Genomic DNA, 14,577 nt, shown 5'->3' with positions numbered 1-14,577 from the left:
AAAATTTATACCTTCAATGATGTAAAGAGCGCCAATGGCGCTCTATTTTTATATCCAAATAAATCATCGATACTCACGACCAACAAGCGAACTATTCAGCCTTAAGTTTCACCGCCGTACCAAATACCATGATTTCTGAAGAACCATCCATGATAGCGCTCGTAGTAAAACGGATCCCCACCACTGCATCTGCGTCTTTTTGCTGAGCGCTTGCCACTAAGCGTTGTACAGCTAAGTCTCGCGCTTCACTCAGCATCTCGGTATAGCCCTTAATTTCTCCTCCAACAATACTTTTAAGGCCCGCCATAATATCGCGACCAATATGTTTCGCCTGCACTACATTGCCCGTAACAATACCAAGTATGACCTCAATTTCACGGCCAGGAATGGTTTCCGTCGTTGAATAGATCATTTACCCTCCTTTCATTCGACCCCACTTAATAAAGCTAAAGCATAAAGCGTAATGATGCGAGTAATGCAGCATGCTATTGGTATCTGTTATCACTTTTCTAAAAGATCAACATCCGCATTTGTCACCCAAATACCTTCCTTAAAACAGTATAAAAAGTAAGGATCACTAAATTGTGAATAATACTTACCCACAAACAATAAAAGGGATCATCCCTTATAGCGCTTATATCTAATACTCAATAACTTTAAAATGATAAAAACTATCAACAACTCACTCACAACTAATCCGCAACTAGTTAATCAACCAAAGATCAAGTTACAATAGCCAAACCGTTGTGGATAAACAGGATGTAAAATGGATATAGAAATAATCGTGGGATCAACCTTAGGTTCAGCTGAATACGTCGCCGATGAATTAGAAGCCTTATTAAGTGAACAACATAAGGTCATCATCCATCTAAATGCAGAGTTTTCTGAATTAAAGCCTCACGCGCTGTGGCTTATTTGTAGCTCGACTCATGGTGCTGGCGATATTCCAGACAATTTACAACCCTTTTATCAATATTTACTCGAACAACAGCCAGATCTTTCCGAAATTAGCTATGCTGTTATCGCGATCGGCAGTCGTAGTTACGATACCTTTTGTGGAGCGGGAAAAGAACTTGATCAACAACTGGAAAAATTAGGCGCAAAACGCTTAAAAGATCGCTTAGAAATCGATGTCGATGTCGATCCTGTGCCTGAAGAACCCGCTGTTGAGTGGCTAAACTGCTGGAAAAACGAACTGATCTAAAATTATTTCCTGTGGATAAGCATAGTGATTAGCTCTTAATTAACTACACTTATTCCTATGGATAACTTTTGAATGATTTTATTTGTGGATAACTAGCATTTTAGATCCCAGCTTGTCCCCTGTTTAGATCGGGTTCTGCTAACAAGATCTGATCTGATCTAAGTGAATGATCCAATTCATAAAAAATGACTTATCTACAGATCAAGGTGATCCTAATAGTAGATCTAATAAAAGATCTTTAAAGAAAGATCTTATATATATATTTATAGAGATCCCTTATAGATCTAATTCTGATCTAAGCATTCCCTTATCGACGCTTAACCAGTAAAATGCTGCACCCTTTGGGGATCTGGCAGGTTTGAGGTATTAAGAAATGTTCTATAAACAACAATACGACGTAATAGTAATCGGTGGTGGTCATGCTGGTACCGAAGCTGCTGCAGCTGCAGCCCGTATGGGACAAAACACTTTATTACTTACTCACAACATTGAAACTCTGGGTCAAATGTCTTGTAATCCCGCTATTGGGGGGATTGGTAAAGGCCATCTGGTGAAAGAAATAGATGCCTTAGGTGGTTTAATGGCTCAAGCAAGCGATTTAGCCGGGATCCAATTTAGAACACTTAATTCTTCCAAAGGACCAGCAGTTCGAGCGACTCGTGCTCAAGCTGATCGAATGCTTTATCGAGCCGCGATCCGACATCGCTTAGAAAACCAAAAAAATCTGACGATCTTCCAACAAGCTTGTGATGATTTGATCGTAGAAAACGATCAAGTGGTTGGTGTTGTTACCCAAATGGGGTTGCACTTGCGTGCTCGCAGTGTCGTGCTAACCGTAGGTACTTTTTTAGGTGGTATGATCCACATTGGCCTAAATCATCACTCCGGTGGTCGTGCAGGCGATCCACCATCGATTGCACTAGCACAACGCTTACGTGAATTACCTCTCCGAGTCGATCGTCTAAAAACCGGTACACCTCCTCGTATTGACGCTCGTAGCATTGACTTCTCGGTCATGCAACCTCAACCAGGCGATAACCCGACTCCGGTATTTTCGTTCATTGGTCAAGCCAGCGATCATCCGCAACAGATCCCTTGTTATATCACCCATACCAATCAAGCAACGCATGACATTATCCGTGGTGGTCTTGACCGTAGCCCAATGTTTACTGGCGTAATTGAAGGCGTAGGGCCACGTTACTGTCCTTCAATTGAAGATAAAGTAACTCGTTTTGCCGATAAAAATTCTCATCAGATCTTTATTGAACCAGAAGGACTAACCACCCATGAAGTTTATCCTAATGGGATCTCAACCAGCTTACCTTTCGATATACAGGTTGATTTAGTCCATTCAATGAAAGGTTTAGAAAATGCCCATATCACCCGTCCAGGATACGCCATTGAATATGACTTTTTTGATCCTCGAGATTTAAAACAAAGCTTAGAAAACAAATACTTAAAAGGATTATTCTTTGCCGGTCAAATTAATGGGACAACTGGTTATGAAGAAGCTGGTGCGCAAGGCTTAATTGCTGGCGCAAATGCTGCATTATTTGCTCAAGGTTTAGATAGTTGGGCGCCACGTCGCGATCAAGCTTATATGGGCGTACTAATTGACGACTTAGCAACTTTAGGCACCAAAGAACCTTACCGGATGTTTACCAGCCGAGCCGAATATCGTTTATTATTGCGCGAAGATAATGCAGATGTACGTTTAACCGAACAGGGCCATCAACTCGGCTTGGTTGATGAACATCGTTGGCAGTTATTTAATATCAAAATGGAAGCCGTTGAATTAGAACGCCAACGATTAAAAGATACTTGGGTACATACTAATTCAATCCAATTAGATCAATTAAACCCTTTATTGAAAAATCCGATTACTCGTGAACATTCTTTAGAAGAATTGATCCGTCGCCCTGAACTCAGTTATGAGAAATTAATGGGGATTGAAGGTTTTGGTCCCGGTTTAGCCCAACAAGATGCGGCCGAGCAAGTAGAAATTCAAATCAAGTATGCGGGATACATCAAGCGTCAACTTGAAGAAATTAAGAAAACCCAAAAACACGAAAATACGCTTTTACCGCTCGATCTCGATTTTTCAAAAATTAGTGGGCTATCCAATGAAGTTGTTGCTAAATTGACCAATGCACGACCTGAAACCATTGGCAAAGCAGCGCGAATTTCGGGGGTTACACCGGCGGCGGTTTCATTATTATTAGTTTATTTGAAAAAACACGACTTAGCGCGTAAGTCGGCTTAGGATGATCGGGTGCTAAAATCACGTCTTGTAGGCCTATTGGCCCAAACTCAGTTACAACTGACAGAATTACAAATAGAACAATTGGTTTGTTTGGTTGAACAACTCGATAAGTGGAATAAGGCTTATAATCTCACTTCAGTGAGAGATCCCATGGAAATGTTAGTTAAACACATCTTAGATAGTTTAGTGGTTAGTCCTCACTTACAGGGGAAACGCTTTATTGATGTAGGGACCGGTCCGGGCTTACCAGGCTTACCCTTGGCAATCATTAATCCAGATAAGCAGTTTGTTTTACTCGACAGTTTAGGTAAGCGAATCACCTTTATTCGTCAGGTATGCCATTTACTGAAGCTAAAAAATGTGACTGCGGTGCAAAGCCGGGTCGAAAATTATCAACAAAACCTAGAATTTGATGGTGTAATAAGCAGAGCCTTTGCTTCTTTGCACGATATGTTGAACTGGTGTTCTCACTTACCTGCAAATAATGGTAAATTCTATGCCTTAAAGGGCTTAGTGCCCAAACAAGAGCTAGAAAGTTTACCTGAAGGTTGCCATTTACACCGTATTGAAAGTTTAACGGTTCCCGAACTTGAAGGTCAGCGACATCTAGTTATTATTGATAAAACCAATTTTTAGGCGAAAATATTGTGGGTAGAGTGATTGCGGTAGCCAACCAAAAAGGTGGCGTAGGGAAAACAACCACTAGCGTGAATTTAGCAGCCTCAATGGCAGCCACTAAACGTAAAGTATTGTTAATCGACCTTGACCCACAAGGCAATGCAACCATGGGCAGCGGTGTTGATAAATATGATGCACCAAAAACAGCCTATGAATTGTTGATTGACGAAGAGCCGATCGAACAGGTCGTAATTAAAGAAACCAGTGGTTTTTTCGATTTAATTGCCGCGAATTCAGATGTGACCGCCACTGAAATTAAACTCATGGAATTTTTTGCCCGGGAAGTCCGTTTACGTAATGCATTAGCTCCTGTGCGTGATTATTACGACTATATTTTTATCGATTGTCCGCCTTCATTAAACATGCTCACCGTGAATGCAATGGCAGCTGCTGATTCAGTATTAGTCCCAATGCAATGCGAATATTACGCATTAGAAGGTTTAACTGCCCTGGTTGACACTATCAGTAAGTTGGCCTCGGTAGTGAATCCTGATTTAAAAGTAGAAGGTATTCTACGTACCATGTTTGATCCACGTAATCGCTTAGGTTCTGATGTTAGTGATCAGCTTAAACAACATTTTGGTAAAAAAGTTTACCGTACAGTGATCCCTCGAAACGTACGTTTAGCCGAAGCGCCTAGCTTTGGTAAACCAGCCATGTATTATGATAAAACATCAAGTGGTTCTAAGGCTTACCTTGCATTGGCCGGAGAGATTATTCGTCGCCATGAAGAAGAAGCACAAACGATGGCCCTGGATTAATGAGTATGGATAAAGACATGTCAGCGAGAAAACGCGGTTTAGGTAAAGGTTTAGATTTATTACTAAGTACCAGTAATAATGCTCGTCAACGTCAGGTTGAAGAAGATACGAAAGCCGATACTAACCAACAAACTGTCGATGATAATCGTGGTGATTTACGTCGTTTACCCATCGAATTGTTGCGGCCAGGTAAATATCAACCTCGTAAAGATATGTCAGCGGAAGCCCTGGAAGAATTAGCGCATTCCATCGAAGCGCAAGGGGTGATTCAACCGATTGTAGTTCGTGCAGTCGGTGACAATCAGTTTGAAATTATCGCCGGTGAGCGCCGCTGGCGAGCCTCGCAACAAATTCATTTACATGAAGTTCCATGTTTAATTAAAAATGTGAGTGATGAAAACGCGGTTGCTATTTCCTTAATTGAAAATATTCAACGTGAAGATCTGAATGCTATGGAAGAAGCAGTGGCCTTAGACCGTTTAATGAATGAGTTTGAACTGACTCATCAACAAGTGGCTGATGCGGTTGGTAAATCTCGTACCACAGTGACCAATTTATTACGTTTAAATAGTCTCGATGCCGATGTGAAAATTCTGTTAGAGCATGGCGATATAGAAATGGGCCATGCTCGTGCGCTATTAGCCTTAACGGGAGAAGTTCAGGCTGAAACCGCGCGTAGTGTTGCTGCTAAAGGTTTAACAGTTCGTGATACAGAAAAATTAGTGAAGGCGGTTCTCAATCCCAAAGAACCAAAGGCACCTGCTAAGGTCGATCCCGATATTAGTCGTTTAGAACAACGAATTAGTGAGCGTTTGGGGGCAGGGGTAAAGATCCAGCAAAATAAAAAAGGCCAAGGAAAATTAGTGATCGACTATGCTAGCTTAGATGAGTTAGATGCTATTTTGGGGCTTTTCATCGACTCGGATGAAACACTTTAGTTTTTATAAACTAATTTGTGCCACAAGTCTTTGATCTTGGTTACCTATGTTGCATATTTAAAACACTATATTTCACCTTTAGCTGACCAAACTATCTGGTTTGTAACATAAAAATTAACAATAACCATATTTTGTTTATATAAGCTGTTACGAATTAGTGAATTGAACGCGGCTTCTGATTGCAAAACCAGACTTTCAACGTATAATCATTAGGCTTTTTAGCAAGCCTATTCGCCCTAGTCTGGGCTTTAGGTTTAACGTAAAACACTAGTAGAGGTCGAGAATGTCTGGTTCTTTAACATCTGCAATTCGTCGCAAGGCGCTTTATTATGTTATTTTTCAGACGAGTTTTGTCGTATTACTAACGCTAAACAGTGGTTTCTTTTTTAATAAGGATATTGCTATTTCTGTGTTACTCGGAGGTATAATCTTCTTACTACCCAATAGCTTATTTACGCTGATGGCGTTTCGGTTTGTCGGTGCAACTAAGCAAAAACAAGTAGTAACAAGTTTTTATCTAGGGGAAGTCGTAAAACTATCTCTTATTGCCATATTGTTTGTACTGGTCTTTACCCTGCTTAAGGTGGAGCCCCTCGCTCTACTGCTCGGTTTTGTTCTCAGTAGTTTAACGCAATGGACCGCCTCTATTTTTTTGACTAAGAAAAATAGGATGATAAATGGCTGCTGAATCTGTTACAGGTTATATCCAGCATCACCTGACTAATGCACAAATGTGCGTGGCCGAAACTGGTGGCCTCGCGTTTAACCATGGGTGTCATGAAGCAGGGTTCTGGACATTTAACGTTGATTCACTCCTAATATCAGTTGTCTTGGGGGTTCTGTTCTTATTTGTTTTTTATAGAACGGGACAAAAAGCAACATCTGGCGTTCCCGGAAAGTTTCAATGTTTTATCGAAATTCTCGTGGAATTTGTTGATGGCTCGGTACGAGATGCTTTTCATCGTAGCGATAAAGTCATTGCGCCAATTGGTTTAACCATCTTCGTTTGGGTTTTCCTCATGAACCTGATGGACTTAATCCCTGTTGATTTTCTTCCTCAAGCCGCCGCTCAAGCAGGCATACCATACTCTAAAATTGTACCCACTACTGATTTAAACATTACTCTTGGCATGGCCTTGGTAGTGTTTGTATTGATACTTTTTTACAGTATTAAAGTGAAAGGTGTGAGTGGATTTGTAAAAGAACTTACTTTACAACCATTTAATCACTGGGCTTTTATTCCTTTTAACTTTTTATTGGAATCGGTCACTTTGTTGGCTAAGCCATTTTCGCTGGCGCTGCGTTTGTTCGGTAACCTGTATGCGGGTGAATTGATCTTTATTATTATTGCCGCCCTTGTTCCATTTTGGGCTCAGTGGGCTTTGTCAGTTCCATGGGCAATATTCCATATTTTGATCATTGTGCTTCAAGCGTTTATTTTCATGATGCTAACCATTGTTTACTTAGCTTTAGCTCATGAAGATCATTAATTAATTAAATTAGAACTACCTAACACATATATATTGGAGATAATTATGGAAACTGTTGTTGGTTTAACTGCTATAGCGGCTGCACTACTAATCGGTTTAGGTGCTTTGGGTACTGCGATTGGTTTTGGTCTGCTTGGTGGTAAATTCCTTGAAGCAGCGGCTCGTCAACCTGAGCTAGCGTCTACCCTACAAACCAAAATGTTTATTGTTGCCGGTCTTCTTGATGCGATCGCAATGATTGGTGTAGGTATCGCGCTATTCTTCGTTTTCGCTAACCCGTTTATTGGCTTATTGGGTTAATCCTTCGATTCCTTAACTTAGGGAGGTGTCGTTGTGAATATCAATGCAACATTACTTGGACAAGCGATCGCATTCGCATTTTTTTGTTGGTTTTGCGTTAAATACGTATGGCCGCCATTAATTGATGCGATTGAAGCTCGTCAGAAGAAAATTGCGGATGGATTAGCTGATGCTGATCGTGCGGGTAAAGATCTTAAATTAGCGCAAGCTAATGCTTCTGAACAAATGAAAGAAGCAAAGGTTGAGGCCGCAGGTATTATCGACAGAGCTAACAAACGTAAAGTTCAAATTATCGACGAAGCAAAAGAGTTAGCTAACGTTGAGCGTGAGAAAATTATCGCTCATGGAAACGCTGAAGTTGAAGCTGAACGCAATCGTGCTCGTGAAGAATTACGTGCGCAAGTGGCTGCTTTGGCCATCGCTGGTGCTGAAAAAATTATTCAGCATTCTATCGACAAAGAAGTTAGCAAGCAGATTGTTGACAAACTAGTCGCTGAGCTGAAATAAAGGGATAAAAGGTAGAGCTTATGGCTGATTTAACCACCATTGCTCGTCCCTACGCTAAAGCTGCGTTTGATTTTGCCATTGAGCATAAAGCCTTAGAAGAGTGGACGAATATGTTAGCTTTTGTCGCCGAAGTGGCGGTGAATGAACATGTATCTGTTCAGTTAAAAAGGCAATCGGTAGAGACCTTGGTAGATTTATTTACCACTGTTTGTGCTGGGCAGCTTGATGAGCATGGCCTTAACTTCTTGAAGTTAATGGCACAAAATGGCCGTTTACAGGCGTTGCCTGCTGTGTTAGCGCTGTTCTTAGGATATAAAGCCGAATTGGCTAAAGAGATAACCGCTGAGGTTGTTTCTGCTTCTGAGTTAGATGCCGCGCAGCAAGCGCAAATTAGTGCTTCCTTAGAGCAGCGCTTGTCGCGCAAAGTGAAGCTTAACTGTAGTGTCGATGCCTCACTGTTGGCTGGCTTGTATATTCAAGCTGGTGATCTGGTGATTGATGGCTCCGTAAAAGGGCAATTGGCAAAACTATCTAATACACTACAAGCGTAATTGGGGAATAGAGCATGCAACTGAATTCCACTGAAATAAGCGATCTGATCAAGCAACGTATTGAACAGTTCGAAGTTGTCAGTGAAGCTCGTAACGAAGGTACTATCGTATCTGTTAGTGACGGTATTATTCGTATTAATGGTCTTGCTGATGTAATGCAAGGCGAAATGATTGAGCTTCCTGGTAGTCGTTATGCCATCGCATTAAACCTAGAGCGTGACTCTGTAGGTGCGGTTGTGATGGGACCTTATGCTGATTTAGCAGAAGGTGACAAAGTTAAAAGTTCTGGTCGTATTTTGGAAGTACCTGTAGGTCGTGGCCTACAAGGACGAGTCCTGAATACACTAGGTGAACCAATTGATGGTAAAGGACCTGTCGAACATGATGGATTCTCACCTATCGAAGTGATTGCACCTGGGGTGATGGAACGTAAGTCGGTCGATAAACCAGTTCAAACTGGTATTAAAGCGATTGATTCAATGATCCCAATTGGTCGTGGTCAACGTGAATTGATCATTGGTGACCGTCAAATTGGTAAAACGGCAATTGCGGTTGATGCCATCATTAACCAAAAACACTCCGGTATTAAATGTGTTTATGTGGCGATTGGCCAAAAAGCTTCAACTATCTCTAACGTTGTGCGTAAGTTAGAAGAGTTTGGCGCCATGGAATACACTACCATTGTTGCAGCCTCAGCGTCTGATTCAGCTGCATTACAATACCTAGCACCTTATGCAGGTTGTGCAATGGGTGAATACTACCGAGATCGCGGTGAAGATGCTTTGATCATCTATGATGATTTGTCGAAACAAGCGGTTGCTTATCGTCAAATTTCATTGTTATTGCGTCGTCCACCTGGCCGTGAAGCTTATCCTGGTGATGTATTCTATCTACACTCTCGTTTGCTAGAGCGCGCAGCTCAGGTTAATGAAAAATATGTGGAAGAGTTCACTAAAGGTGAAGTTAAAGGTCAATCGGGTTCATTAACGGCTTTGCCGATTATTGAAACTCAAGCCGGTGACGTATCAGCCTTCGTACCAACCAACGTAATTTCGATTACCGATGGACAAATCTTCTTGACTGGCCAGCTATTCAACTCTGGTACTCGTCCGGCGGTTGATCCTGGTATTTCGGTATCTCGTGTGGGTGGTGCAGCACAAACTAAGATTATCAAGAAACTGTCAGGTGGTATTCGTACTGCGCTTGCACAGTATCGTGAACTAGCAGCCTTTGCTCAGTTTGCATCTGATTTAGATGATGCAACGCGTAAGCAGTTAGACCATGGTCAGAAAGTAACTGAGTTAATGAAGCAGAAGCAGTTCAGCCCATTGACTGTTGCTGAGCAAGCCTTAGGTTTATATGCTGCAGAGAAAGGTTTCTTGGCTGATATTGAAATCAATAAGATTGTTGATTTTGAAGGCGCATTGTTAGCTTATGCCAACAATGAATATGCCGATCTATTGGCGTCTATTAACCAGAAAGGCGATTACAACGATGAAATCGATGCTTCAATTAAGTCATTAATTGAAAGCTTTAAATCGACTCAAACTTGGTAATCTAAGCTGACGAATAGGAGCGAATAGATATGGCCGGCGCTAAAGAAATTAAAGGTAAGATTGCCAGTGTTAAAAACACTCAAAAAATTACCAAAGCGATGGAAATGGTTGCTGCTAGTAAAATGCGTCGTTCTCAAGACAGCATGCGAGGTAGCCGACCTTACGCAGTAGCTATGCGCAAAGTTATTGGTCATATCGCGTTAGGTAAACTCGAATATAAACATCCTTATGTTATAGAAAGAGAAACCAAACGTGTTGGTTATATCGTGGTGTCTACAGACCGTGGTCTTTGTGGCGGCTTAAACATTAACTTGTTTAAGAATGCCGTTACTGAGATTAAGCAGTGGAAAGAGAAAGGTGTGAGTGCTGATTTGGCCGTTATTGGCGGTAAAGCAACTTCTTTCTTTAACAGCCATGGTGGGAATGTATTGGCTCAAAACTCAGGTTTGGGCGATCACCCAACTGTCGATGAGTTGGTCGGTACCGTACAAGTGATGCTTGAAGCTTACAACGAAGGTAAGTTAGATCGCATCTATGTGGTATATAACAAGTTTGTTAATACCATGGTGCAAGAGCCCAAAATTGACCAATTATTGCCGCTGCCTAAAGCAGATGACCCAGAAATTGCGTCTCGCAGTTGGGACTATTTATATGAGCCAGGCGCCGAAGAAATTCTCGACGGTTTGTTGGTTCGTTATATCGAGTCTCAAGTTTATCAAGCGGTGGTTGAAAACCTCGCCTGTGAACAAGCTGCACGAATGGTTGCAATGAAAGCGGCAACCGATAACTCGGGTAACCTGATTGACGAACTACAGTTGATTTACAACAAAGAACGTCAAGCAGCAATTACTCAAGAATTGACTGAAATTTCTGCGGGGGCTGCAGCCGTTTAAGGCAAGGCATAAGCACAATATTTAGAGGAATCAACATGAGTAACGGTAACATCGTCCAAGTAATTGGCGCTGTTGTGGACGTTGAATTTCCACATGACAGTGTACCGAAGGTATACAATGCTCTAGAAGTTCAAGGTGAAGACTTAGTCCTTGAAGTTCAACAGCAAATTGGTGGTGGCGTAGTACGTTGTATCTGTATGGGTGCATCGGAAGGTATTCGCCGCGGCCTAGAAGTGGTTGATACTGGTGACGCGATTAAAGTACCTGTAGGTGAAGCCACCTTAGGTCGTATTATGAACGTTCTTGGTCATACCATCGACGGTAAAGGTGAAGTTGCGACAGAAGAGCGCTACAGAATTCACCGAGCTGCTCCTAGTTACGAAGAGCAGTCAAGTTCTAATGAATTATTAGAAACCGGCGTAAAAGTTATCGACTTAATTTGTCCATTCGCTAAGGGTGGTAAAATTGGTCTGTTTGGCGGTGCCGGTGTCGGTAAAACCGTAAACATGATGGAGTTAATCAACAACATTGCTAAAGCACACTCAGGTTTATCTGTGTTTGCGGGTGTTGGTGAGCGGACTCGTGAAGGTAATGACTTCTACTACGAGATGGAAGAAGCCGGGGTACTTGATAAAGTAGCCATGGTTTACGGTCAGATGAACGAGCCACCAGGAAACCGCCTACGGGTTGCGTTAACTGGTCTAACGATGGCTGAGAAGTTCCGTGACGAAGGGAAAGACGTACTGTTGTTTATTGACAACATTTACCGTTATACCCTAGCTGGTACCGAAGTATCTGCACTGCTGGGTCGTATGCCTTCTGCGGTAGGTTATCAGCCTACTTTGGCGGAAGAAATGGGTGTTCTTCAAGAGCGTATTACATCAACCAAGACTGGTTCGATTACTTCGATCCAAGCGGTTTATGTACCTGCAGATGACTTGACCGATCCATCGCCTGCTACCACTTTTGCTCACTTGGATGCAACGGTGACACTCAACCGTAGCATTGCGGCCATGGGTCTGTACCCTGCGATTGACCCATTGGATTCAAACTCTCGTCAGTTAGATCCTTTAGTGGTTGGTCAAGAGCACTATGAAGTTGCTCGTGGCGTGCAAGGTGTACTGCAACGTTATAAAGAATTAAAAGATATTATTGCAATTCTAGGTATGGACGAATTGTCTGAAGAAGACAAACAGACCGTAGCTCGAGCGCGTAAAATTGAAAAATTCTTAACGCAAGATTATCACGTAGCCGAAGTATTTACCGGTAACCCGGGTAAGCTTATTCCGCTTAAAGATACGATTCGTAGCTTTAAAGGCCTATTGGCTGGCGATTACGATGATATCCCAGAGCAAGCGTTCTTGTATGCTGGCGATATTGATGACGTGCTTGAGCGCGCCAAAAATATGTAAGCATCGCCAATTGGCGTAACAGGAGGCTAAAATGGCAGCGATGACAGTTCACTTGGATGTGGTAAGCGCGGAAAAGAAAATTTTTTCTGGTCGCGTTGAACACTTACGAGTAACCGGTGAAGAGGGTGAGTTAGGGGTGATGTTTGGTCACGCCCCATTACTGACTCCAATTAAGCCTGGTATGGTTCGCATGGTAAAACAGCACGGACACGAAGAGGTCATTTATATCTCGGGTGGTTTTTTGGAAGTACAACCAGGAAACGTGATCGTCTTAGCTGATACCGCGATTCGAGGCAGCGAACTCGATAAAGCCAAGGCCCAACAAGCTAAACACGCGGCAGAGGAAAGCATTAGCAATCCTAGCAGCGATATCGATTTTGCCAAAGCGCAGGTTGAATTAGCCAAAGCAATGGCGCAATTACGGGTTATCGAAATTCTCGGTAAAAACGTTAGATAGTTTAGTTTAAGTATAAAAAGGCGCTCATTGAGCGCCTTTTTTGTATTTTAAAGATGCAATATCAAGGGTGAATTCCAAAGTAAAGTGGTTTGGCTTACACTACTTTTGAAAAGACTCGTTTAAATTGAGCAAAGCTTACCGTTATGAAGGATAGATGATGAATTTTAGTGTAGTGATATTAGCCGCAGGAAAAGGCACACGGATGCGCTCAAGCTTGCCTAAGGTTTTGCATAAACTTGCTGATAAACCAATGGTACAACATGTTATTGATACCGCTAAACAACTAGAGCCGCAAACGATTCATTTAATCTATGGTCATGGTGGTGAGTTGATTCAACAGCAGATCCAAGATCCTCAGCTAAATTGGGTGGAGCAGGCAGAGCAGTTAGGAACGGGTCATGCGATGCAGCAGGCAGCGCCGCATTTTGCCGCCAACCAGGCGGTGGTGATGTTATATGGTGATACTCCGCTGATTAGCCAACAAACCATCCAACGTTTAATTGAAGCTCAGCCAAAAGGCGGAATTGGCTTATTAACGGTGGATCTTGCTGACCCCACTGGCTATGGTCGAATTGTTCGGCAAAATGGAAGTGTTGCCGCGATTGTTGAACATAAAGATGCCAGCCCAGAGCAGCTGGAGATTACTGAGGTGAACACTGGTGTGTTAGTTGCTAATAGTGATGACTTTAATCGTTGGTTAGCGCAATTGAGTAATGATAATGCGCAAGGTGAGTACTATGTGACTGATATTATCGAAATGGCGACTCAAGAAGGACATTTGGTACAAGCGGTACAACCGGACTCTGAAGTTGAAGTTCAAGGGGTAAATGATCGGGTACAGCTGAATCGTTTAGAGCGGGCTTATCAGTTTGCTCAAGCGGAGCGTTTATTAGCTGAAGGTCTTAGTTTGGCCGATGCCAATCGATTTGATTTGCGGGGTGAATTGAGCATGGGTCATGATTGCTTCATCGATATTAATGTGATTATCAAGGGTAAAGTTAGCTTGGGTAACAATGTCACCATTGAGTCAAATTGTATTTTAATTGATTGTGAAATCGGTGATAACGTCACCATTAAAGCCAACAGTATTATTGAGCAAGCGAGCCTTGCCGAAGATGCTTCAGCGGGACCATTTGCGCGGCTACGTCCTGGTGCAAAATTAAAACAAGATGCGCATGTTGGTAATTTTGTTGAAATGAAAAAATCAACCTTAGGTCAAGGCTCCAAGGCTGGGCATTTAACTTATCTTGGGGATACTATTGTTGGTGCTGGTGTGAATATTGGTGCAGGGACAATTACCTGTAACTATGATGGCGTGAATAAGTTTCAAACAATTATTGAAGATGGTGCCTTCATTGGCAGTGATACCCAGTTAGTTGCACCGGTTACTGTGGGTAAAAATGCCACCATTGGTGCAGGTTCAACCATTACCAGTAATGTGGATGCTGAAATGCTGGCTCTTTCTCGGACCAAACAACGAACTATTTCTGGTTGGCAGCGGCCAGTGAAAAAAGCCTGACTTTACTGATGTTATTATAAAAAGCGACCTTAGGTCGTTTTTTATGTT

The 14,577-nt window shown here is 42.2% G+C and carries 16 protein-coding genes; 15 read left to right on the top strand and 1 reads right to left on the bottom strand.

Features of this window, described 5'->3' with window-relative positions; genetic code table 11:
- Positions 1–91: 91 nt before the first annotated feature.
- A complete protein-coding gene (locus ACRRS1_RS22640) occupies positions 92–412 on the bottom strand; it encodes a heavy metal-binding domain-containing protein (protein ID WP_432455272.1) in 321 nt (106 codons plus the stop codon).
- A gap of 354 nt (positions 413–766) precedes the next feature.
- Here ACRRS1_RS22640 and mioC point away from each other — a divergent pair, with 354 nt between their 5' ends.
- From mioC to glmU, 15 genes are all read left to right on the top strand, one after another.
- A complete protein-coding gene (gene mioC / locus ACRRS1_RS22635) occupies positions 767–1,204 on the top strand; it encodes an FMN-binding protein MioC (protein WP_432455273.1) in 438 nt (145 codons plus the stop codon).
- Positions 1,205–1,577: 373 nt separating this feature from the next.
- On the top strand, positions 1,578–3,467 hold the full coding sequence (gene mnmG / locus ACRRS1_RS22630; RefSeq protein ID WP_432468687.1) for a tRNA uridine-5-carboxymethylaminomethyl(34) synthesis enzyme MnmG: 1,890 nt from the start codon (positions 1,578–1,580) through the stop codon (positions 3,465–3,467).
- A 9-nt stretch (positions 3,468–3,476) separates the two neighbouring features.
- Positions 3,477–4,103 carry a 16S rRNA (guanine(527)-N(7))-methyltransferase RsmG gene (gene rsmG / locus ACRRS1_RS22625; RefSeq protein WP_432468688.1) on the top strand — a complete coding sequence of 209 codons (627 nt, stop codon included), beginning with the start codon at positions 3,477–3,479 and terminating at the stop codon, positions 4,101–4,103.
- Between the two features lie 11 nt (positions 4,104–4,114).
- Positions 4,115–4,906, top strand: coding sequence for a ParA family protein (locus tag ACRRS1_RS22620; protein ID WP_432455276.1), 792 nt, complete (start codon positions 4,115–4,117; stop codon positions 4,904–4,906).
- Between the two features lie 17 nt (positions 4,907–4,923).
- A complete protein-coding gene (locus tag ACRRS1_RS22615; RefSeq protein WP_432468689.1) occupies positions 4,924–5,844 on the top strand; it encodes a ParB/RepB/Spo0J family partition protein in 921 nt (306 codons plus the stop codon).
- Between the two features lie 283 nt (positions 5,845–6,127).
- Positions 6,128–6,532, top strand: coding sequence for an ATP synthase subunit I (locus ACRRS1_RS22610; protein ID WP_432455278.1), 405 nt, complete (start codon positions 6,128–6,130; stop codon positions 6,530–6,532).
- The gene (atpB, locus tag ACRRS1_RS22605) at positions 6,522–7,334 is read left to right on the top strand and encodes a F0F1 ATP synthase subunit A (RefSeq protein ID WP_432455279.1); all 813 of its coding nucleotides are present in this window, start codon (positions 6,522–6,524) and stop codon (positions 7,332–7,334) included. The genes ACRRS1_RS22610 and atpB overlap by 11 nt, the downstream gene beginning before the upstream one ends.
- Positions 7,335–7,379: 45 nt before the next feature.
- Complete coding sequence (atpE, locus tag ACRRS1_RS22600; RefSeq protein ID WP_432455280.1) at positions 7,380–7,634, top strand: F0F1 ATP synthase subunit C; 255 nt, start codon at positions 7,380–7,382, stop codon at positions 7,632–7,634.
- A 33-nt stretch (positions 7,635–7,667) separates the two neighbouring features.
- A complete protein-coding gene (gene atpF, locus ACRRS1_RS22595; protein WP_432455281.1) occupies positions 7,668–8,141 on the top strand; it encodes a F0F1 ATP synthase subunit B in 474 nt (157 codons plus the stop codon).
- Positions 8,142–8,161: 20 nt separating this feature from the next.
- Entirely contained in the window at positions 8,162–8,692 is a 531-nt protein-coding gene (gene atpH / locus ACRRS1_RS22590) for a F0F1 ATP synthase subunit delta (RefSeq protein ID WP_432455282.1), read from the top strand.
- 14 nt (positions 8,693–8,706) lie between these two features.
- Positions 8,707–10,248, top strand: coding sequence for a F0F1 ATP synthase subunit alpha (gene atpA / locus ACRRS1_RS22585; protein WP_432455283.1), 1,542 nt, complete (start codon positions 8,707–8,709; stop codon positions 10,246–10,248).
- Between the two features lie 29 nt (positions 10,249–10,277).
- On the top strand, positions 10,278–11,141 hold the full coding sequence (gene atpG, locus ACRRS1_RS22580; RefSeq protein ID WP_432455284.1) for a F0F1 ATP synthase subunit gamma: 864 nt from the start codon (positions 10,278–10,280) through the stop codon (positions 11,139–11,141).
- Between the two features lie 35 nt (positions 11,142–11,176).
- Positions 11,177–12,553 carry a F0F1 ATP synthase subunit beta gene (gene atpD, locus ACRRS1_RS22575; protein ID WP_432455285.1) on the top strand — a complete coding sequence of 459 codons (1,377 nt, stop codon included), beginning with the start codon at positions 11,177–11,179 and terminating at the stop codon, positions 12,551–12,553.
- Positions 12,554–12,584: 31 nt separating this feature from the next.
- Entirely contained in the window at positions 12,585–13,010 is a 426-nt protein-coding gene (locus tag ACRRS1_RS22570; protein WP_432455286.1) for a F0F1 ATP synthase subunit epsilon, read from the top strand.
- Positions 13,011–13,167: 157 nt separating this feature from the next.
- Complete coding sequence (gene glmU / locus ACRRS1_RS22565) at positions 13,168–14,529, top strand: bifunctional UDP-N-acetylglucosamine diphosphorylase/glucosamine-1-phosphate N-acetyltransferase GlmU (protein WP_432468963.1); 1,362 nt, start codon at positions 13,168–13,170, stop codon at positions 14,527–14,529.
- Positions 14,530–14,577 lie beyond the last annotated feature (48 nt).

Origin of the sequence: Agarivorans sp. Z349TD_8 (genome assembly GCF_050870825.2) — a bacterium.
In the GTDB taxonomy this organism is placed as follows: domain Bacteria; phylum Pseudomonadota; class Gammaproteobacteria; order Enterobacterales; family Celerinatantimonadaceae; genus Agarivorans.
Note: the sequence above shows the minus strand (reverse complement) of the source record. Positions and strands in the feature narration are given on the sequence as shown.